We start from the raw sequence: 22286 nt of genomic DNA on the forward strand, positions 1-22286 counted from the left end.
TGTCATGAGCCAGTTATACGCCAGCTTATTTTATCAGCCTGAAGTCACTGCCATTTTTAGTGACCAAGCTTTATTGAGTTATATGATTCAAGCCGAAGTGGCTTTAGCCAAAGCTCAGGCACAGGTCAAAGTCATTCCTGCTTCAGCGGCAACGATCATTGAACAGGTCGGTCAAAATGCCGTAACACAAATCGATTTGGATGCGTTGGCAACAGCAGCAGGGCTGGCAGGTAATGTTGCGATTCCATTGGTAAAACAATTCACTGCTTTGGTGAAACAGCAGGATGAAGACGCTTCACGCTATGTGCATTGGGGCGCAACCAGTCAGGATATTATTGATACGGCAACGATTTTGCAGTGTCGAGATGCCCAGGCTTTGATCGAAAAGCAACTGCACCAGGCATATCAAATTTGCTTAAAGCAAGCGCAGCAATATCGCGATCAGGTCATGATTGGACGGACTTGGTTACAGCAAGCTTTGCCGATTACTTTGGGGTATAAATTTGCACGCTGGGCAGCAGCTTTGAAACGTGATCTTGATCGCTTACAGACAATAAAAACTCGCATATTGACTGCACAGCTCGGTGGTGCAGTAGGTTCATTGGCGTCTTTACAAGATCAAGGTTCAGCGGTGGTCGAAGCTTTTGCAGCTCAGCTCAATTTAACCGTTCCAGAATGTACATGGCATGGTGAACGCGACCGTATGGTTGAACTTGCCAGTATGCTTGCTTTGATTGTTGGCAATGTTGGCAAGATGGCAAAAGACTGGTCATTGCTGATGCAAACCGAAATCGCAGAAGTTTTTGAACCAACAGCAAAAGGGCGTGGTGGTTCATCGACTATGCCACATAAGCGTAATCCTGTGGCAGCAGCTTCAATTCTTGCCGCAGCCAATCGTGTGCCCGCCTTAATGGCAAGCGTGTATCAAAGCATGGTGCAAGAACATGAACGTGCTCTAGGGGCTTGGCATGCCGAATGGTTGGCAATCCCAGAAGTTTTCCAGTTATGTGCAGGTGCTTTAGAACGTAGTTGCGATGTGCTCGAGCATATGCAAATCAATGCAGACGCGATGCAACGTAATCTTGAATGTACAAATGGCCTCATCATGGCAGAGGCTGTGATGATGGCACTTGCGCCCAAGATTGGTCGTTTAAATGCACACCATTTGGTTGAGCAAGCATGTCAGCAAGCAGTTGCTCAACAGCAGCATTTAAAAATCATTTTGTCAGCAATGGATGAAGTCAACACTCATTTTAATGATCAGGCTTTGGATGAGTTGTTCCAGCCAGCAACTTACCTCGGCAATATTCAGGACCAAATTGATGCCGTGCTACACGCAGCACAAGGAGAGTAAGCACATGATCACGCATATCAATAATCGTCAAGGACATTCACTTGCTGTCCTACATCAAGGCCCGAAAGATGCGCCAGTCATCATGTTCTCCAACTCTTTGGGAACTGACCATGGTATGTGGCAGGCACAAGTTGCAGCTTTGGCTGATCATTATCAAATTATTAGCTATGACACACGTGGGCATGGCGCAAGTGCAGTCATTGCCAATAGTACCCTGCAAAATCTGGCTGAAGATGTGGTTGATATCCTAGATGCTTTATCCATTGAAAAAGTTCATTTTTGTGGCATTTCAATGGGCGGAATTACTGCATTGGCTTTAGCCATCTATCATGCTGAACGTTTTCACAGCATTACTGTTGCAAATTCCGCAGCAAAAATTGGTACTGCCGAAGCATGGAATACTCGTGCGGAGAGTGTTGAACAAAACGGTTTAGCTGAAATTGTAAAGACCACACATACGCGTTGGTTTAGTGAACATTTTGATTATGCGCATGATGTTCTAGCGCAAAAGACCATTCAGAGTCTTGCAGTGACACCTGCACAAGGTTATGCCAATGCATGTCGTGCTTTAGCTGATGCAGATGTTCGAGATCAACTGCATCAAATTCAGATTCCGACGCTAATTATTGCAGGGCAGTACGATCCTGTCACAACGGTTCAAGATGCAGAGTTTATGCATCAACTCATTGCAACCAGTCAGCTTGAAATTTTGGCAGCGTCGCACTTATCCAATATTGAACAACCCCAAGTGTTCAATCAGACATTGTCCAAGTTTATTCAAAACATATAACCATAAGGGTTAGAAAGGAATTCGCCTACAAGGAGGCAACTATGGCACAGGAATTTGCTGCCCAAAAAAACAGTATGGATGCACAGGCACTGATTAATGAGGCACCTGTAAGCAAGTATCAATGGATGATCGCAATTATTTGTTTTCTCATTGTATTTGTCGATGGAATCGATACTGCCGCAATGGGTTTTATTGCACCTGCTTTGGCACTGGATTGGGGCATTGATCGCTCCCAACTCGGTCCAGTAATGAGTGCTGCACTCGGTGGCATGATCATTGGTGCACTGGTTTCAGGACCAACAGCGGATCGATTTGGACGAAAAATTGTTTTAACCATTTCCATGTTGATCTTTGGTGGTTTTACCTTGGCTTCAGCATATGCACCGGATCTAAATAGTCTGGTGGTATTGCGCTTTTTAACGGGTATTGGTTTAGGCGCGGCGATGCCGAATGCGACCACCTTGTTTTCAGAATATTGTCCGCAACGGAGTCGTTCTTTATTGGTGACTTGTATGTTCTGTGGCTACAACTTAGGTATGGCTACAGGTGGTTTTATCAGCAGTTGGCTGATTCCGACTTATGGTTGGCATAGTCTGTTCTTATTGGGTGGATGGACACCATTAATTCTGATGGTGTTGGTGATTTTCTTATTACCTGAGTCTTATCGCTTCCTGATCGTGAAAGGTCAAGATCCTGCAAAAGTACGTAAGATTTTGAGTCATATTGCACCTGAAAAAGTTCAAACAGCTGAGCATTTCCATATACCAGAAGAACAGTCTGCGGTTGCAGAAAAGAAAAATGTGTTCGGCATGCTGTTCTCCAAACAATATGCCAAAGGTACGGTTTTATTGTGGTCGACCTATTTTATGGGTTTGGTGGTGATTTATTTACTGACCAGTTGGTTACCAACCTTGATGCGTGAAACGGGCGCAACTATGGAGCGTGCTGCGTTTATCGGCGGATTGTTCCAATTCGGTGGTGTACTCAGTGCCTTGTTCATTGGCTGGGCAATGGATCGTTTTAATCCAAATCGCATTATTTCGGGTTTCTATTTTATTGCAGGTTTATTTGCTGTTGCTGTTGGGCAAAGCCTGAGCAATCCAACTCTATTGGCTGTGTTGGTGCTTTGTGCAGGGATTGCCATTAATGGTGCGCAATCGTCTATGCCAGCGTTAAGTGCGCGTTTCTATCCAACCCAATGTCGTGCAACTGGTATCGCGTGGATGACAGGGATCGGCCGTTTTGGTGCCGTGTTCGGTGCATGGATTGGTGCCGTGTTATTGGGCAATGACTGGTCGTTTACCGCCATTCTCAGTTTATTGATGATTCCTGCTACGGCAGCGGCCATCGCAATTTTTGTTAAATCGCTAGTTGCTCATACCGATGCAACCTAAGGCTCATATTTTCAAGATGAGGAGCAACGTTCATGAATGATGAACAACGTTATCAACAAGGACTGAAAGTCCGTACCGAAGTGTTGGGTGAAAAACATGTCGGCCGCTCTTTGGCGAACCTGAATGATTTCAATCAGGATTTCCAGAACTTTATTAGTCGTTTTGCTTGGGGCGAAGTGTGGTCACGTGAAGGCTTGCCACGTCATACCCGTAGTTTGGTCACGATTGCCATTTTATTGGCTTTGGGGCGAGAAGATGAACTCAGAATGCATTTACGTGCTTGCTTCAACAATGGTGTCACCAAGGACGAGCTGAAAGAACTGATCTTGCATAGTTCTTTATATGCAGGTTTGCCAGCAGCAAATGCAGCAATGCATATGGCCGAAGAAGTCTTTAAAGAACTTGGCATCGACGTGCAGCCTATTGCAGCACAACCACAGGATTAAGGAGACTGGTATGTTAAAGCATACATTAGGTGCATACCCACAACGTAATACCGATGATCATCCGCCAGCATATACACCCGGTTATAAGACCAGTGTATTACGCTCGCCAAAGAATGCATTGATCTCAATTAATGAAACCTTGACTGAAGTCACTTCACCGCATTTTTCACCAAGTATTTTTGGTCCTAAAGACAATGACTTGATCCTGAACTATGCCAAAGAAGGTCTACCTGTGGGTGAACGTATCATTGTGCATGGTTATGTGCGTGATCAGTTTGGTCGTCCTGTGAAAAATGCCTTATTAGAAGTATGGCAAGCCAATGCATCAGGTCGTTATCGTCATCCGAATGACAAATTCATTGGTGCCATGGATCCTAACTTTGGTGGCTGTGGTCGTACCTTAACCGATGAAAATGGTTTTTATATTTTCCGTACCATCAAACCGGGCCCATATCCGTGGCGTAACCGTATTAATGAATGGCGTCCAGCGCATATTCATTTCTCCTTACTCGCAGATGGTTGGGCACAGCGTCTGATTTCGCAGTTCTATTTTGAAGGCGATACCTTGATTGATACTTGCCCGATTTTGAAAACTATTCCTTCAGAAGATCAGCGTCGTGCCTTGATCGCACTGGAAGATAAAAACAACTTCATCGAAGCAGATAGTCGTTGTTACCGCTTTGATATTCATCTTCGTGGTCGTCGTGCGACTTATTTTGAAAATGATTTGACTTAAGGGAGACATACGATGAATGCATGGAATTTTCAGGAATTAAAGGAAACCCCATCACAAACAGGTGGTCCTTATGTTCATATCGGTTTATTACCGCAACAAGCCAATATTGAAGTATTTGAGCATAACTTTGATAACCAGTTAGTCAATGACCACACTCAAGGACAACGTATTCGTCTCGAAGGTCAGGTGTTTGATGGTCTTGGTTTGCCATTAAGAGATGTATTACTGGAAATCTGGCAGGCGGATGCAAATGGTGTTTATCCAAGTCAGGCGGATACTCAAGGTAAAACTGCCGATCCACATTTTCTTGGATGGGGCCGTACAGGTGCCAATTTTGAAACAGGTTTCTGGAGCTTTAATACGGTAAAACCGGGCGCTGTTGCTGGGCGTAAAGGTTCAATTCAGGCGCCGCATATTGCTGTGGCAGTGTTTGCGCGCGGCATCAATATTGGCTTACACACCCGTGTTTATTTTGAAGATGAAGTGGATGCCAATGCCAATGATCCAGTGCTAAACAGCATTGAATGGGCAGTACGTCGCCAGACTTTAATCGCCAAACGCAGTGAAGTGGATGGTGAAGTGGTTTATCGCTTTGATATTCGTATCCAAGGTGATGATGAAACCGTGTTCTTTGATATTTAAATATATTAAAGAAACGTATGTAGAAATTAGCTACTCGGGAATGTCATCTGCAATCTGAGCGCAAGACGAGTAGCTATGCTACGAATGTGGTATCGGAAGTGAAACCTTACGGGATGACAATGCTTTTGCCCTTACGAAGCTTCAAGCGCTTCTCAGGGCGGAGCCAAAGTAAGTCCAGCCGAAGGCCTATCCTATCATTTAATCAAAATTCGCTAAGACCCCGCTGAATGAGCAAATCTATTATTAAGGACGATACAGATGAAAATGAAAACACTGGCAACATTGATGCTGCTTGTTAGCCCTCTATTGATGGTTCAAAGCGTACAAGCACAAGACAATCTACACAAACAGGTTGAATTATCTGAACTGGCAAAATTGCCTGTGAAAACTATTGTACCAATTACCGCCAAAACCAAAGAGCAGGCGATTGCACAGGCAAAAGTGATTGCCGCCAATGCTGATGTGGATCTCGCTGAGTTTCGGATTGATTTACTGAGCTTTGCCAGTGATAGCAAGCAAGTGATTGCCTTGGGTCAAGAGTTAAAACAGATTCTTGGTACTAAGCCGATGATTGCCACCATTCGTACTCATAATGAAGGTGGGCAACTGACCATTAGTGATGCAGATTATGGCAAGACCTATCAGGCTTATTTACAGCAGCCATTTATGGATATGCTGGATGTGGAAATGTTCCGCGATCAGCAAATTGTGAAGAATACGGTCAAATTAGCACATGCGAAAAAAGTGCTGATTGTAATGTCGAATCATGATTTTCAAAAAACACCCGCTGAGGCTGAAATCATTAAACGCTTGCTCAAGCAAGATGAGTTGGGGGCAGATATTCTTAAAATCGCAGTCATGCCACAAAGCAAACAAGACGTATTTACCCTCATGAATGCGACATTGAAAGTCAGTCAGCAATCTAAAAAGCCATTACTTACCATGTCAATGGGTAAACTTGGGACGATTTCCCGCATTGCGACGGCCAATATGGGCGGCAGCTTCAGTTTTGGCATGATTGGTGAAGCTTCGGCACCGGGTCAGATCGATGTTACGCAACTGAAACAGTTTTTAAAAACGGTTCAACCTACACAATAATTTAAAAAGGATTTTTAGACATGAAAGCAATTTACTTACGTTTAAGCACTTTAGCGATGGCGATGGCGGTTTCGGGAATGGCAGCAGCAGAAACTTATGTTGTTGATCGTTATCAAGATGATAAAGATAAAGGTTCTTTGCGTTGGGCAATTGAACAAGCCAATAGCAAGCCGACTGAAGCCAGCGAGATTCTGATTCAGGCAGTAGGTAAAGCGCCTTATGCCATTAAGGTCAACAGTCCATTACCTGAGATCAAAGCGCCTGTAAAAATCATTGGGACGCAATGGGCAAAAACAGGTGAGTTTATTGCAGTCGATGGATCGAATTATATTAAAGGAACTGGTGTTGAAGCCTGTCCTGGTGCGGTTGAAGGGCAGTTCGGGACCAATGTCCGTACCACGACTTTACCAGGCATTGTATTGCGCGACGTCAATGGGGTCACCATCCAAGGCTTGGAAATTCGTCATTTCTGTATTGGTATCTTGATGAACCGTGCCAGCAATAACTTGATCCAAAACAACCGCATTATGCACAACTATGGTGGTGCAGGGGTGATGCTGACTGGCGATGATGGCAAGGGCAATCCAACAGCGACCACCACCAATAACAACAAAGTATTGAATAACTATTTTCAGGACAATGGCGATGGCCTTGAACTGACTCGTGGTGCAGCATTTAACTTAGTTGCCAATAACCATTTTATTTCTACTGCAGCAAATCCTGAACCTTCACAAGGGATTGAAATTCTGTGGGGTAATGACAATGCGGTGGTGGGCAATAAATTTGAAAATTATTCAGATGGGCTACAGATCAACTGGGGCAAGCGCAACTATATTGCCTATAACGAACTGACCAATAACTCCAATGGTTTTAATCTGACCGGTGATGGCAACATTTTTGACAGCAATAAAGTACATGGCAATCGGGTGGGAATCGCGATCCGTTCTGAAAAAGATGCCAATGCACATATTACCCTGACCAAAAACTTAATCTGGAATAATGGCAAAGACATTAAACGCTGTGAGGCAGGTGGAAGTTGCGTACCGAATCAACGCGTCGGCGCAATTATCTTTGATATTCCAGGATTAGAGCATGCACATTTTGTAGGTTCACGTGGTCATGGCGTCAAAATTGATCCTGCCAACTTGCAAAAAACCTGCAACACATCCGATGAGCAAGGCTGTAATGCTCAACCGAACCAGAATATTCAGGCACCAAAATTAAGTGTGTCCAAAGGACAAATTGCAGTCGAAGTCAAAGGTCAGCCGAACCAGCGTTATCAGGTCGAGTTTTTTGGCAATACATCGGCAAATTCAAATGAGGCAGAGCTTTATTTAGGTTCAGCGGTTGCTGCAACCAATGTACAAGGAACTGCAACGCTAACTTGGAAACCAACAACGCAAGTTGCTTCAGTGACAGCAACGATCACTGACCGTGTAGGTGCGACATCTGAACTCAGTTCAGCTGTAAAACTGAAATAAACGGCAAGGAGGCCGAATATGAAGTCGAATGCATTATTGCTCAAAATGAGCTGTCTGGCAGTGGCTGTATATGCTGCTCAATCTAGCTTTGCAGATCAAGCTTGGTCACAGGATCGCCAATGGTTACTCGGTGATTGGAATGGTCAGCGTCAGCAACTGGAAAAAGAAGGCTATAAATTTACAGCCTCGATCATGAGTCAAGCTGCGACCAATCTGGATGGAGGCTATAACGATGACAATGCTTTTAAAAATGCAGCGCAATTGTCTTTAGGTGCCAATTTTGATTTAGAGAAAATTGCAGGTTGGAAAGATACCAGTGCCAGTCTTTTAATCACCAAACGCGATGGTAATGCCTTAACCTTGGATCGAATTAAAGACCCACGTTCTAGTGCATTAGGCAATTCACAGGAAATCTACGGTCGTGGCAAAATCTGGCGCCTGAGTCAGGCATGGGTGAAAAAAGGCTTTGTTGACAATACGGTGCAGTTCAAGATTGGCCGTATGGGTATGTCAGAAGATTTTAATGGCTCGCAATGCGAATTTCAGAACCTGTTACTGTGTGGTGGTCAGCTTGGAAAGTCGATTGGTTCAATCTGGTACAACTTACCTGTTGGATTATGGGGCGCCAATGTTAAATATCAATTCGCACCTGAATGGGCGTTAGGTGTCGGTGTCTATGAAGTCAATCCAGACAATATTAAAACTGATCGCAATCGTGATGGTTTTAATCTGGATATGGATCATGTCAAAGGCGCAACCATTCCAGTCGAATTGGCATGGCGACCAAAACTTGCTGCCTTCAATGGCTTATCAGGCGAATATAAAGTCGGGGCACTCTATTCAACAGCCGAAGCCAATGATATTGCGACTGTGGGTAAGGTACATGATGGTAAACATAGTTTTTGGTTGAATGCACAACAACAACTCAGCCAAAAAGGTGACGATCCGAAACGTGGTTTGTACGTCAGTTTCAATGCCGTAGTTAATGATAAAGCCACTACAGCAGTCAACAGTACCCAGCAACTGGCACTTTGGTACAAAGGACCTTTTGATCGTCGTCCAAATGACTCAATTGGTTTTGGTATTGCCAATTACCTCGTAAATGATCGTTATAAAGATCGTCAGATTGAAATTAACCAGAGTCGTGGTTATGACCAATACGATGCGCTTGCTGCAGGTTATGTACCCGTACAGCGTGATGAGCTCAATGTTGAGCTGAATTATACCTATCAGTGGTCACCTGCGGTCATGTTAAGACCGAACCTGCAATATATTCATCAACCTGCGGGTGTTAAAGAGGTTGATGATGCATGGGTTGCGGGCCTGAGCATGCGTGTGAATTTCTAATACAGGAGTATGACAGATGTCTGAATCTTCAAGCTCACATACCATACTGAAAATATGGTGCTTTATTTTGGCCTTAGTTTTGCTGCTGACAGGACTGTTTTTTACAGTCGGTGGCGTAAAGCTGGCGACCTTAGGCGGATCATGGTATTTCGTGATCTCGGGTGTACTCACACTCATCTCTGCTGTTTTTATTTTTAAGAAAAAAGCATTGGGCGTATGGTTATTCAGTCTGGTTTTTGCAGGAACGATCATCTGGTCATTGATTGATGCAGGTTGGGAGTTCTGGCCTTTATTTTCAAGACTGATGTTTCCAGCAGGCTTATTTGCCGCGCTGATGTTTACTTTACCTGCCATCCGTCGTTATCAATTTCAACCGAGCACAGATTTACCTGCTTATGGTCTAGGTATATTGACGGTTATTGGTATGGTGATTGGTCTCTATCAGATGTTCCAACCTCATCCAACCGTGACGGCTTCTGGTGAGGTATTACCACTGATTCCTGTAAAAACGGATATGAAGCAGACCAACTGGGCGCATTATGGTCAGGATTCAGGAGGGAGCCGTTTTGCTGCACTGGATCAGATCACAAGGGACAATGTACATCAATTAAAAGAGGTTTGGCGTTTTCGGACGGGTGATTTCACCACAGGTTCGGGAAATGGTGCAGAAGATCAAATGACGCCGCTACAAGTGGGCAATAAGATTTTCCTATGTACTCCGCATAATAATATTTTCGCGTTGGAAGCAGACTCAGGTAAACAACTCTGGAAAGCCGAAGTCAACTCGAAGTCAGATGCATGGGAGCGATGTAGAGGGGTTGCTTATTTTGATTCTACCCAAGCCTTGGTTCAGCCGACTCTGGCTGGAGCGACACAGGTAAAAGCGGTGGCAAATAATACTTCATGCTTACGTCGAGTCTATACCAATACACCGGACGGTCGCTTAATTGCAGTCAATGCAGACACGGGCGAACGTTGTAAAGACTTTGGTGTGGAAGGTACCGTTGACCTACTCAAAGGTTTAGGTGAGGGCACAACAGCACCACGTTTTGAGGTGACTTCTGCGCCAACTATTGCGGGTACGGTAATTGTGGTGGGTAGCCGTATTGCCGATAACTTTGCTGCCGATATGCCGGGTGGTGTAATTCGTGCATACGATGTCATTACAGGTGAATTACGTTGGGCTTTTGATCCTCGCAACCCTGATCCAAACTATGTGTTGAAGGATGGAGAAACCTATAAACGTAGTTCAGCAAACTCATGGGCAGCGATGTCTTATGATCCTCAGATGAACACGGTATTTTTGCCAATGGGCAGCTCATCGGTCGATGTATGGGGTGGTAATCGTCAACCATTGGACCACAAATACAACTCATCCGTTCTGGCTTTGGATGCAACCACTGGCAAGGAAAAGTGGGTCTATCAGACCGTTCATAATGACCTATGGGATTTTGACTTACCAATGCAGCCAAGCTTGGTGGATTTCCCAATGCAAGATGGTAGCAATAAACCCGCTGTGGTGATTGGTACTAAATCAGGCCAGTTCTTTGTATTGGATCGTGTAACGGGCCAACCACTGACCAAAGTGATTGAGCAGCCAGTTAAACCTGCCGATATCAAAGGTGAGCAATATAGCCCAACTCAACCACGTTCGGTGGAAATGCCGCAAATTGGCAATCAAACCTTAACTGAATCGGATATGTGGGGTGCTACGCCATTTGACCAGTTGATGTGCCGAATGAACTTTAAATCGATGCGTTATGAAGGTTTATTCACTGCACCGGGCACGGATAAATCATTGAGCTTCCCGGGTTCTCTAGGCGGTATGAACTGGGGCAGTATTGCCTTTGATCCAAGCCATCAATATATGTTCGTCAATGACATGCGTTTGGGCTTATGGATTCAGTTAATTGAACAAACGCCAGAAGACTTGGCTGTTCAAGCCAATGGCGGAGAAAAAGTCAATACAGGGATGGGTGCAGTACCAATGAAAGGCACACCTTATAAAGTCAACAAAGATCGCTTCTGGTCGAAGTTGAATATCCCATGCCAAAAACCACCCTATGGCACCATGACGGCAATTGATATGAAAACCCGTCAAATTGCATGGCAGGTTCCAATGGGAACCGTGCAAGATACAGGGCCAATGGGCATCAAAATGGGGCTTAAAGCACCGATTGGAATGCCAACCATTGGTGGACCAATGGCAACTCAAGGTGGGGTGGTATTCTTTGCTGCAACTCAGGATTATTACTTGCGTGCATTGGATTCATCTTCTGGTAAGGAACTGTGGAAAGCGCGTTTACCCGTAGGGAGCCAAGGTACACCGATCAGCTATGTGTCTCCAAAAAATGGCAAGCAGTATGTGCTGATTACCGCGGGCGGTGCACGTCAATCGCCTGATCATGGTGATTATGTAATTGCGTATAGCTTGAACTAAACTTTTTAATCTCTATCAAAAAACGGCAATCCTTAGCGATTGTCGTTTTTTATTTCAATCGAATAAAAGACCATCTTGATGATATTTGTGGCCTAGGGAGTAATAATTGGCATATTCATTGCTTAATTTATGCTATCTGGTCAGACCAGTCTGACAATGCGATAAATTGGAGCAGCGATGCAACTCGAAACATTCAATCAATTAGGCACTGTAGAGGCAAGTCAAGTCTTGCAGAGCTGTGTGCATATCCCTACTTGGATGTCTAAATTGCTACAGCAACGTCCTTATCTATCTATAGAACAGTTTTATCAGACTGCTACTGAGCAAGCGCAAACTTGGCAATGGCCTGAAATCTCAGCTGCCTTGGAGCAACATCCACGTATTGGCGAGAAAAAAGCGGCAGCGGTTTTGTCTGAAAAAGAACAGCAATTTTCTCAACGTGAACAAGCTCAAGTTGAAACAGACGCTGTCGTACAACTGGCGCTATATCAGGGCAATTTAGATTATGAGCACAAATTTGGGCATATTTTCCTGATTCGCGCTGCGGGTCGTTCGGGGCAACAGATATTGTCTGAACTACAACGTCGATTACTCAATACGGTTGCACAAGAGCAAGCCGAAGTAAAACAACAGTTGGCGGAAATTGCCTTGATTCGTTTAAAACAGGAGATTCAATAATGGCGGGTATTAGCACACATATTTTAAATGCATCACTTGGTCAGCCAGCTCGTCAGGTATTGGTGAAATTACGTCAGGAAATCAATCATCAATATATTTTGCTGGATGAACAGTTCACAGATGCAGATGGCCGTATTCCTGCATTTAAAATCGAATCATTTATCCAAGCCAATTATCAATTGATTTTTGAGGTGGGGGAGTATTTTCAAACTTTACATGTCGAAAGTTTTTATCCACGTGTGTGTATTGATTTTAAGGTTGCTGATATTCAACAGCACTATCACGTGCCGTTATTAATCAGTCCGTTTTCATATTCAACCTATCGTGGCAGCTAAACATAACTTAACAATGTGGACATCATGAACTTAATTTGAGGAATTAACCCATGCAGCAAGACAATATACGTTCAGAATCAGAAACAAATATATCCGCAGAACATCAATATTTAGGCATGAATAAAAATCTGATGTATGGATTGCAGCATGTCTTGACCATGTATGGGGGCATTATCGCACCACCTTTAATTATTGGGGCTGCAGCAGGATTGCAAGCTTCTGAAATTGGATTGTTGGTTGCAGCAGCGCTATTTGTCGGAGGAATTGCTACGGTCTTGCAAACCATTGGCTTTAAACACTTTGGGGCTAAGCTACCGATTGTACAGGGGGTATCATTTGCAGGTGTCGCGACCATTCTCGCGATTGTCAGTACCGGTGGAGGATTAGCATCTGCTTTTGGTGCGGTGATTGTGGCGTCCTTAATTGGCTTATTACTTACCCCATTCTTTGCAAAAATTATTCGCTTCTTTCCACCTGTAGTGACGGGTTGTGTGATTACCATGATTGGTATTTCACTGATGCCTGTTGCGATCCGCTGGATTATGGGGGGCAATCCGAAGGCAGAAAATTGGGGTGATCCAGCCAATGTGGGTTTGGCTGTCATGACGCTAGCAATTGTAATTATTTTTAGTATGTTACGTAGTCAAATGCTCCGTCGTTTGGCAATTCTAGTCGCGATTGTGTTGGGAACCATCCTCGCTTATTTTGCAGGATTTGCCGATTTCTCTAAAGTTACATCAGGTTCTATTTTTGCCTTACCTAGCTTCTTCCATTTCGGTTCTCCTATATTTGAGTTTTCTGCCATTCTTTCCATGACAATTGTGACCTTGGTGATCATGACGGAAACCACTGCCGATATTATTGCGATTGGTGAAATTGTTGGAACTAAAGTTGATTCGAAACGTATTGGTGATGGTTTGCGCGCGGATATGTTATCGAGTGCAATTTCTCCAATCTTTGGTTCATTTATGCAAACGGCTTTTGCTCAAAATGTCGGCTTGGTTGCTATTACAGGGGTGAAAAGCCGTTTTGTGGTGGCGACTGCGGGGGGAATTTTAATCATCTTGGGATTATTGCCAATCGTGGGACGTCTGGTTGCTTCAATCCCAATGCCAGTACTAGGTGGGGCAGGCATTGTACTGTTTGGTACAGTTGCTGCAAGTGGTATCCGTACTTTAGCCAAAGTGGATTATAACGATCATAAAAATTTGATCATCGTGGCGACTTCACTGGCAATTGGCATGATCCCAATAGTGAATCAGGAGTTTTATGCACAGTTTCCAGTCTGGGTAAAAACCTTATTGCATTCAGGCATTAGCTCGGCGTGTATCACTGCAATTTTACTCAATATCATCTTCAATCATTTGCCATTTAACAAGAAATCTGTGGATGTTGCGACTTTGCCATTAAATTCAGGGCATTGATCAATATCAATTTAGAGGTGGATCTCTAATACAACCATTTTTTTAATCAACAAAAATTTAAAAGTCGCTTATTCATTTATGAATAGGTCTAGGGGAGTTTTTGTCTTGAAAAAGCTAAAAACAGGATTTTAAAGACCTAAAGCGATTTTTAGATCTAACTTTCGGGGAAATACTCATGAGAAATCTTAAATTAAATGCATTAACATTGACCATCGCGATGACCGCTGCAATGCAAGCATGGGCGGCAGATACCAGCTTAAATGGGCTGTTTAATTTGCAACAGGACTGTCAGACTCGCAATGATTCAGTTGCAACTATAACTACAGTATTGAGTTGCGGCAGCGTGCATGGTGCAGTGAAATCAGCCTATTATTCTTTGAATAATGGCTATTTTGTCAATAATTTAAACCAAGATACAGCTGTGATCGGTGGCTATATCAAATATGAGACCGCTCCTTTTTATGGGGTACAGGCTGCTGTTGGTTATGATATTCAGCGTCGTTTAGACGAGAAGAACAAAAATGATGAAGTTTCTGAATTAAAAGAAGATCGTGATGGTTTAGCAGAAGCTTATTTGACATGGAAAAATGATTTGGCTCGGGTGACGGTAGGTAATCAGCGTTTAAATTTACCTTTTATGGGAGACTACGCAGACCGCCGTGTATTGATGTTTTTATATCAAGCCGCGGATGTGCAGATCGGCAACCAATATGATTTCATACGTTTGACTAAAGTTAATAAATATAAAAGTTATGCTGAAGATGAGTTTACTAAAAGCTCGCGCCAAAATTCAAAAGTAGAAACGGATGGCGTTTGGTCAATTGGTGTAGGGAAACGTTTTGAGTTAGACGCGAATAAAACCCTCAAGACACAACTCTGGTATCAAGACTATGATGACTATCTACGCTTGATTTATACCCAAGCGGACCTTGGATTTTCACAACTGAAATATGCTCCTGAATTTTCACTACAATATATGTCTGGTAAGGATCAGGGTAAAGCATTTGCTGGTGAGATCAACAGTCAGGTTTGGGGTGTACAGGCTGCTTTTAAAGTATTGCCTGCCGCTAGTTTGAAGGTCGCCTATAACTATATTAAGCCAGACCAGAACAGCTATTTAAATGGTGCCTTATTAATGCCGTATGCTAGTCAAACCTCATCTGGTGAAATCTTTGCACAACCCTTTTTTACCAGTACCCAGGATTTAGGTGCAGGCAATGCTTTGATGTTGTCCTTAGAGGGTAAACTAACTGATCAAGTGATTGCAGGGGCACGTTATTCATTTATGGATTTAAAAGAGACCGAGAGTGCCGCTAGCCGTAATCAATCAGAATATATGCTATTCGGTATTTATAATTTCGCAGGTGCTTTAAAAGGTTTCAGTGTCAGTAATTTTGCAGGGATTCAGACTTCGCCACGTTATGACAAGAATTTTTTACAAAACCGTTTTGCGTTGAGTTATAAGTTTTAATTGATTGAGCGATTGTAGCTAATGCATACCTCACAAGAGGTGTGCATTTTTTATGATCAAAAAGATAAAAAAAGCCCCCTTGATCGGGGGGAGTTAAAAAGATAAATACTTAATCCAGTGGATTACCAATAATATTGCTAATAATCCCTTGCATGATATGTGAGCCTTGTTCCTGATATAGTGATTGATACCATTCTTGAGTCACTTCTGGATCTTTCATATGAGTGATATCACAACGTTTACGTGCTCTGAGTACCATTTCTTTAGTTCGATCATTCCGTTTGTTTTGGTAGCGTGTTAGGGCATCATCTAAACCGAAGGTATTGATTTGCAGGGCACGGGCAAGGTAAATCGCATCTTCCATCGCTTGGCAGCCGCCTTGTCCAATATCGGGTGTGGTGCTGTGAGCTGCATCACCTAACAATACCACTCGTCCTCTATAGAAATCCATAAAAGGTTCAATATCATGGATTTCAACACGATTGGTTTTTTGTTGATCTAAACAGTCTATGAGTTTTTGTACAGGCTGACACCAACCCTGAAAATGTGCTTTTAGCTCTTGTTTATAATATTCACGATCATTTGTCAGTCCTGCAGCTAATGGCACATCGAAGAAAAAATAAAAACGATTTTGTGCAACAGGCATCAGTGAAACACGTTTGCCTTCACCAATATACGTGGTCCATTGCAGAGCAGGGGCAATATTTTCATCTACCTCGACCAGTCCGTTCCAATTGACATAGCCTGCATAGCGACGTTCGACTTGATAGCCAAGTACAAACTGTCGAGTGAGAGAGTGAGTACCATCTGCACCAATCAGTAGATCGGCTGTGGTTTGCGAGCCATCCTGAAAATGGACCGTGACATCTTCTTGATGAGTTTCTATTGCGGTCATTTTCATGCCCAGTTTGATATCTTCCAAACCAAATTGTTGCATTAACAATTGCTGCAAATCCGCTCGGGCAATAGGATAGGCACGTTGTCCAACTTCTTTATATAAAGGTGTTAAACTAAATTGGGTCATGGTTTGTTGGCTTAGTCCGTCAATATAAGCCAAAGATTCCATTTGCCCACCTAAAGCCTGAATTTGATCGGTTAATCCGAGATAATTTAGGCACTTGACGCCATTTGACCAAAGTGAAATCGCAGCCCCAACAGGTAATATTTCGGCTGCCTGTTCGTAAATCGTGACCTGATGACCAAATTTTTTTAAAGCGATACCAGCAGTCAAACCGCCCATACCTGCACCTACAATCGCAATATTCATCGTTCAGACTCTAAATATATAAATAAGTTTCTAAACAGTTCTAAGCGAGAAGTGTGCCAATTCTAATAACTGGTTTTACTGGTCATACCAGATATTTTGCTTTATTAAAAAGCAGAAATAGAAAGGCTGCATTGATGTGGTTCAAAGCATGGGGCAAAGTGGTGCAGATTTAATTTTGGTCGTTAGATCGAGCTGTTATGTCGAGAAAAATAGACCCCAGCCCGTTGCGCAGCCCCAATAATATGCGCTTGCATGGCTTTTTCTGCCGCCGCTGCATCTTGTTTAAATAAGGCTTGTAGAATGACGTCATGTTCCTGAATGGTTTTAAATGCCAAATTGGGTTGTAGGAAAGGCAGGATTTGACTCTTTTTGATCCATTCAGTATGCATTTTAAGTGTTTGAATAATTGATTGATTATGGCTTAGTAAAATAATTTGCTGATGAAAAGCATAGTCAGCTTCAGAAGCTGCTTGCCAATTCTGTTCTTGAATTGCACTAGTCAGTGCTTGATGATGTTGTTCTAAAATAGATTTGTCTTGTGCGGTTAAATATTCACACGCCAGCAGTGCGCAAAAGCCCTCGAGTACATAGCGTAGTTGGTAGAAATCCTTGAGAGAAATCCGATGCTCGCCATCCCATTGTTCTGCCGCTTGGCTATGCTGTGAAATAACGTAAACTCCTTTACCAGCCTTGATTTCTAATAGCCCTAAGGCTGCAAGACGGGTTAATGCTTCGCGTAAAGAAGCACGGCTGATTCCTAATTGAAGAGCAAGATCACGTTGTGATGGCAGGGCAGAACCGACCGCATAAGTGTTCTGTTGAATGCGTTGATGAATCACTTCCACCGCTTGCTCAGTCACCTGAGATGATTTTCCATTGAGCATAGCTTGTGGACTCATCAGCAACGCACCTTAAATATAAAAATAAACAGTTTGATTCTACACAAAATTTATCTTTGTGTTGGCGTTCTTGATTGAAAATAGCTATATTTTTAACAACAGGTCTGACCAGTTGGACTGGATCTTGCATAATAGAATAGAAATGAAATATCAGGAATGATCAATGACAGTGCATGTTGCTAAAAGCGTAGCCTTACCGAACCATTTTCAATGCCTAACCAATCTTGCGGATGCCAGAATTGGTGCAACTATCGTGAGCTGTTCCGATGAGTTTTTTGCTGAAGCTGCAAGAATGTTGCAAAGCACACCCGCTCAATTCATCGACGGAAAATATGATGATCACGGTAAATGGATGGATGGTTGGGAAACACGGCGTAAGCGAGAAGCAGGTTATGACTGGTGTATTGTTCATCTAGGTGTGGCAGGGCTGGTATCTGGATTTGATATTGATACTTCTTTCTTTACAGGCAATTATCCAGCATCCGCTTCTATTGAAGGCTGTTATGCACCAGATAATCAATTAGAAGGTATGACATGGACTGCATTATTAGAAAATACAGTTCTATCTCCGGATCAGCACCATTTCTTTGATTGCTCAGCACAGAAAATCACGCATATCCGCATTAATATTTTCCCTGATGGGGGTATTGCCCGTTTACGGGTGTATGGCCGTGTGGTGCTTGAAAATGTTGATACAACTCAGCAGATGGATTTGATTGGTTTAAAAAATGGTGGGCGCATTGTGGCCTTTAGTGATGCGCATTTTGGCCATCCGAATAATTTGCTAAGTCCTGATCGCGGTTTAAACATGGGAGATGGTTGGGAGACCAAACGTCGCCGTGCACCAGGTTTTGATTGGTGCATTATTGCTTTGGGACAAACAGGGCAAATTGAAAAAGTTGAAGTGGATACCGCTTATTTCAAAGGGAATTATCCTGCATTTTGTTCGATTCAAGCGGCTTATGTTGAAGATGCAACCGACGCGCAGCTTATTCCTCAGAGTATGTTTTGGTCCTTTTTATTAGAACAGCAGCCTTTGACGATGGACAATATTCATGAATATGTTGCAGAAGTGCTTCAGCATCAAAAAGTGAATTATATCCGCGTCAATATGATTCCTGATGGAGGGATTAGTCGGATTCGTTTATGGGGGAAAGTAGTTAGGTAATTTCTCATGGGTGAATAGCCTCATTGTGATTCAATGGGGCTGATAAGAAATGGAAGAGAATAAACATATGCATGAAAAAAATATTGAAATTCGACCTTTAACTCAAGAGAGTTTTGCACCATTTGGCGATGTAATTGAAAAGAGTGGTAAAGACTTTATTCCAATTAATCAGGGGCTCACTGAACGTTATCATGCGCTTTCACTGGCACAGATTTCAGGAGAGCAGGCTACGGTTGGGATGAGTATTTTTCATAATCTGTTTGCAACATCGATTCCATTTCAAATTGAGATGTTAGAACGGCATCCTTATGGTTCGCAGTCTTTTATTCCATTACAGCAACAGAAATTTATTATTGTTGTGGCATTGCCGTTTGATCAATCACGACCTGATGAACAACGGATTCAAGCTTTTATCAGTAATGGGCAGCAGGGGATCAGCTACCATCAAGGAGTGTGGCATCATCCTTTAATTACCTTAGAGGCAAATAGTGATTTTCTAGTGGTAGATCGGATTGGTGGCGGTAGTAATTGTGATGTACATCATTTATCTCAACCGTACTGGATCACTGAAGCTTTAGTACAGTCAGAGATTGTGAATCTCTGACTGACTTAGTAGTTTTAATATTTCCCTTTAAAATTCGCACTAATTCTTTGTTTTAAATATTCCTTCGCCGTGATGGCTGGATATTTCTGTTGCGGACTTTCAATCAGCACATCTTCATTGGCTTGGCAGAAGAAGGCTAGGCTATAACGCGCTCCTTGATACTCATTTGCTTCTGGATTTTTGACACGATGGAAATTAGAAGGTAATTGATCATCACTCCAACGCATCAGCATATCGCCAATATTACAGGTGATCACATCATCACGTGGCTCGATACTGGTCCATTGTTGTTGTTCCATATCTTTACCTGGACAGACTTGCAATCCGCCTTGACCTTTACGTTGGAACAGTAGGGTCAAACAATCAAAATCGGTATGTGCACCGGCACGCCATAGCCCTAATTGGTCTTTTAATGCTGGATCAATTGCATAGTAGTGCAACATTCTTAAGGTACTTTGATAGCTGTCTTGTTCAGGATCGTGGGCAAGACTAAAGAAATTATCGGCAAAACCCAGTTTATAAGCAAAGCAGGAGAGTATTTTCATCCCAACTTGCCAGCAGGCATGTTCAAATTCGAGCATGGTATTTTTAAAGTCAGGCAGCTCTTGTTCGGTTGGATACAGTCCCTCCATTCGTGGACGAGTAATTTGGTAGGATTCTTTCTGGTCTGGGGTACTGGTTGATGGACGAACCTGAGCCTTACTTTCCCAACCCGCATTTCGATTAAGCGGATAGCGTGCTTTGACAGGTTCAGGTAGAGCAAAAAACTGTTGTGTCATGTCAAATGCAGTTTGGATTTGCTCAAGTGGAATACCATGATGTGAGACCTGAAAAAAACCGATATCAGTAGCAGCGGCCCAAAGCTGCTCCGCGATTTCATACTTACGTTGTTCAAAGTCAGATAAATCAATCACCCGAACTTCACGTTCAAAGGTTTCTTGTCCCAAAGCACCCATACGGGCTTCTTTTTGTAGCTCTTCTAAGCTGTAGTCATTTTCCGCTAATGCTGTCATGTTGGCGCTATTCATATTTTCAACCTCATCTTTTGGATAAACCGTGACCCAATCAAATAGATTGAAAGAGACGGGGTCACATTCAAAAAAGAGCCGCACTTTTTCCATAAGAGAAAGCTTGGTGGAAAAAGTGAGCTGATTTCTGAGCAATGACCCACATAACAGTCGATGTGACTAACTATGCTGAACGCTTCTACTCTGACATAAAGTCATAAGCATTTTTTATACCAGTTTATAAATGAATGAAAATGGACGAATACACAGATAAGTTCTAAGGTTCACAAATGGTTTTCTTTCCATCAAAGTACAAATGATTCATTGCTGGGCATAAGTTTGTTTTAAAACAGTGCATTTAGTATTCAATTTTATTTTTGATTGCGCACAAAATTGAAAAAACAATCTGGATGCTTTAGCTAGGAACCAATAAAAATAAATCCAATCTAGATTATGACGATGAAAAATATGATGAAATCAATCTTGGCACAGAGCTTGCTAAATCATTACTGAGTATAAGCGGTCAGTGTGTTGTGAACACACGGGACATTGCTCTACAGCGTTTGCTGTTCCTCTTTCGGGGACAAAGCCAATTGATTTGGTTTTGAGAGAAATGTGTAGCTTATACATTGATTGCCCCCTAAAAAGAATAGCAAGATGAATCCATACAGATTTAGGGGTCTTACTTATGAATATTCAGCACTATGTAGGCAAAGGGCGACGTACTGTTATCGCAAGCACGTTATTGGGTTTAGGAATACTTCTTAGTTCAACCAGTTATGCAGCCGATAAACTTGTTTTACAAACCACATGGTTTGCACAAGCCGAGCAAGGGGGATATTACCAAGCACTGGCACAAGGAATTTATAAAAAATACGGGCTCGATGTCGAGATTAAAATAGGTGGGCCACAGGTCAATAACATGACCTTATTATTATCAAAGCGTGCCGACATTATTATTAATTATGACCTACAGGTCTTAAAAGGCATCGAAAGCAACTTTCCCATCAAAGCGGTGGCAGCACCATTTCAATTTGATCCACAAGGCGTGCTCACTCACAGCGATGTAAAGTCTTTGGCCGATCTCAAAGGCAAAACCATTCTTGTTTCGACCAGTGGACAAGCAAGCTGGTGGCCTTGGTTAAAAGGTAAATATAAATTAGATGCTGCACAAGCACGCCCATATACCTTCAATATGCAGCCTTTTTTAGCAGGCAAAAATGTCGTGCAACAAGCTTATGCGACCTCTGAAGTCTTTCAGGCAAAAAAAGCAGAACTATCGAGTAATTTCTTTTTATTTGCTGATGCTGGTTATCCAGCCTATGGCGGCATTTTAGTGACCCGCAATGATGTCATTCAAAACAAACCTGATGTGTTGAGCCGTTTTGTCCAAGCTTCGATGGAGGGGTGGAAAAACTATTTAGCCGATCCGCGTTTGGGCAATAACATCATTAAAAAAGAAAACCCGAATATGAATGAAGAATTACTGACGTTTGCAGTTGGGCAAATGCGCAAATTGAAATTGATTGATGGAGGAGATGCCAAGACCCAAGGCATTGGCGTGATGACAGATGCACGTTGGAAAGCAACGCGAGATTTTATGGTGAACTCAGGCTTACTCAAAGCTCAGACCAATTGGAAAGCTGCTTATACCACGCAATTTATTAAAGCTAGCAAATAATCTTAGCTCTAAATCATGGTTGAA

Annotated in this window: 20 protein-coding genes; 17 read left to right on the forward strand and 3 right to left on the reverse strand. The window is 42.8% G+C overall.

Annotation, left to right across the window (positions count from 1 at the left end; all coding sequences use genetic code 11):
* Window positions 1–4: 4 nt before the first annotated feature.
* The 14 genes from FPL17_RS02700 (at window position 5) to FPL17_RS02765 (ending at window position 15636) form a co-directional block, all read left to right on the forward strand.
* The gene (locus FPL17_RS02700; protein ID WP_159883050.1) at window positions 5–1354 is read left to right on the forward strand and encodes a 3-carboxy-cis,cis-muconate cycloisomerase; all 1350 of its coding nucleotides are present in this window, start codon (window positions 5–7) and stop codon (window positions 1352–1354) included.
* Between the two features lie 4 nt (window positions 1355–1358).
* Complete coding sequence (gene pcaD / locus FPL17_RS02705; RefSeq protein WP_159883052.1) at window positions 1359–2144, forward strand: 3-oxoadipate enol-lactonase; 786 nt, start codon at window positions 1359–1361, stop codon at window positions 2142–2144.
* Window positions 2145–2185: 41 nt separating this feature from the next.
* On the forward strand, window positions 2186–3538 hold the full coding sequence (gene pcaK / locus FPL17_RS02710) for a 4-hydroxybenzoate transporter PcaK (RefSeq protein ID WP_159883054.1): 1353 nt from the start codon (window positions 2186–2188) through the stop codon (window positions 3536–3538).
* Window positions 3539–3570: 32 nt separating this feature from the next.
* A complete protein-coding gene (gene pcaC, locus FPL17_RS02715; protein WP_005187383.1) occupies window positions 3571–3984 on the forward strand; it encodes a 4-carboxymuconolactone decarboxylase in 414 nt (137 codons plus the stop codon).
* Between the two features lie 10 nt (window positions 3985–3994).
* The gene (pcaH, locus tag FPL17_RS02720) at window positions 3995–4720 is read left to right on the forward strand and encodes a protocatechuate 3,4-dioxygenase subunit beta (protein WP_159883056.1); all 726 of its coding nucleotides are present in this window, start codon (window positions 3995–3997) and stop codon (window positions 4718–4720) included.
* A gap of 12 nt (window positions 4721–4732) precedes the next feature.
* Window positions 4733–5362, forward strand: coding sequence for a protocatechuate 3,4-dioxygenase subunit alpha (pcaG, locus tag FPL17_RS02725; protein WP_005286859.1), 630 nt, complete (start codon window positions 4733–4735; stop codon window positions 5360–5362).
* 258 nt (window positions 5363–5620) lie between these two features.
* Window positions 5621–6460 carry a type I 3-dehydroquinate dehydratase gene (gene aroD / locus FPL17_RS02730; protein ID WP_159883058.1) on the forward strand — a complete coding sequence of 280 codons (840 nt, stop codon included), beginning with the start codon at window positions 5621–5623 and terminating at the stop codon, window positions 6458–6460.
* 20 nt (window positions 6461–6480) lie between these two features.
* A complete protein-coding gene (locus tag FPL17_RS02735; RefSeq protein ID WP_159883060.1) occupies window positions 6481–7941 on the forward strand; it encodes a right-handed parallel beta-helix repeat-containing protein in 1461 nt (486 codons plus the stop codon).
* Between the two features lie 18 nt (window positions 7942–7959).
* Window positions 7960–9288 (forward strand): carbohydrate porin, encoded by a 1329-nt coding sequence (locus tag FPL17_RS02740; protein ID WP_159883062.1) that lies wholly within the window; start codon window positions 7960–7962, stop codon window positions 9286–9288.
* Between the two features lie 16 nt (window positions 9289–9304).
* Window positions 9305–11728, forward strand: a complete 2424-nt coding sequence (locus FPL17_RS02745) for a glucose/quinate/shikimate family membrane-bound PQQ-dependent dehydrogenase (protein WP_159883064.1) — start codon at window positions 9305–9307, stop codon at window positions 11726–11728.
* A 177-nt stretch (window positions 11729–11905) separates the two neighbouring features.
* Entirely contained in the window at window positions 11906–12406 is a 501-nt protein-coding gene (gene uraD, locus FPL17_RS02750) for a 2-oxo-4-hydroxy-4-carboxy-5-ureidoimidazoline decarboxylase (protein WP_159883066.1), read from the forward strand.
* The gene (uraH, locus tag FPL17_RS02755; protein WP_159883068.1) at window positions 12406–12741 is read left to right on the forward strand and encodes a hydroxyisourate hydrolase; all 336 of its coding nucleotides are present in this window, start codon (window positions 12406–12408) and stop codon (window positions 12739–12741) included. The genes uraD and uraH overlap by 1 nt, the downstream gene beginning before the upstream one ends.
* A gap of 50 nt (window positions 12742–12791) precedes the next feature.
* Window positions 12792–14165, forward strand: a complete 1374-nt coding sequence (locus FPL17_RS02760; protein WP_159883070.1) for a nucleobase:cation symporter-2 family protein — start codon at window positions 12792–12794, stop codon at window positions 14163–14165.
* Window positions 14166–14340: 175 nt separating this feature from the next.
* Window positions 14341–15636, forward strand: a complete 1296-nt coding sequence (locus FPL17_RS02765; protein WP_159883072.1) for an OprD family outer membrane porin — start codon at window positions 14341–14343, stop codon at window positions 15634–15636.
* Window positions 15637–15745: 109 nt separating this feature from the next.
* Here the strand turns inward: FPL17_RS02765 and hpxO are convergent, their stop codons facing one another.
* Both hpxO and FPL17_RS02775 read right to left on the reverse strand, forming a co-directional pair.
* Entirely contained in the window at window positions 15746–16903 is a 1158-nt protein-coding gene (gene hpxO / locus FPL17_RS02770) for an FAD-dependent urate hydroxylase HpxO (protein WP_159883074.1), read from the reverse strand.
* 182 nt (window positions 16904–17085) lie between these two features.
* A complete protein-coding gene (locus tag FPL17_RS02775) occupies window positions 17086–17802 on the reverse strand; it encodes a FadR/GntR family transcriptional regulator (protein WP_159883075.1) in 717 nt (238 codons plus the stop codon).
* Window positions 17803–17965: 163 nt separating this feature from the next.
* Between FPL17_RS02775 and alc the strand changes: the two genes are divergently transcribed.
* On the forward strand, window positions 17966–18970 hold the full coding sequence (alc, locus tag FPL17_RS02780) for an allantoicase (RefSeq protein ID WP_159883076.1): 1005 nt from the start codon (window positions 17966–17968) through the stop codon (window positions 18968–18970).
* 67 nt (window positions 18971–19037) lie between these two features.
* Window positions 19038–19574: an ureidoglycolate lyase gene (locus FPL17_RS02785; RefSeq protein WP_159886765.1), complete on the forward strand. Its 537-nt coding sequence runs from the start codon at window positions 19038–19040 to the stop codon at window positions 19572–19574.
* A 14-nt stretch (window positions 19575–19588) separates the two neighbouring features.
* Here FPL17_RS02785 and FPL17_RS02790 read toward each other — a convergent pair whose 3' ends face one another.
* A complete protein-coding gene (locus tag FPL17_RS02790) occupies window positions 19589–20602 on the reverse strand; it encodes an isopenicillin N synthase family dioxygenase (protein WP_159883077.1) in 1014 nt (337 codons plus the stop codon).
* 667 nt (window positions 20603–21269) lie between these two features.
* Here FPL17_RS02790 and FPL17_RS02795 point away from each other — a divergent pair.
* A complete protein-coding gene (locus FPL17_RS02795; protein WP_159883078.1) occupies window positions 21270–22262 on the forward strand; it encodes an ABC transporter substrate-binding protein in 993 nt (330 codons plus the stop codon).
* Window positions 22263–22286 lie beyond the last annotated feature (24 nt).

The sequence above is a fragment of the Acinetobacter dispersus genome, assembly GCF_009884975.1.
Taxonomy (GTDB): Bacteria; Pseudomonadota; Gammaproteobacteria; order Pseudomonadales; family Moraxellaceae; genus Acinetobacter; species Acinetobacter dispersus.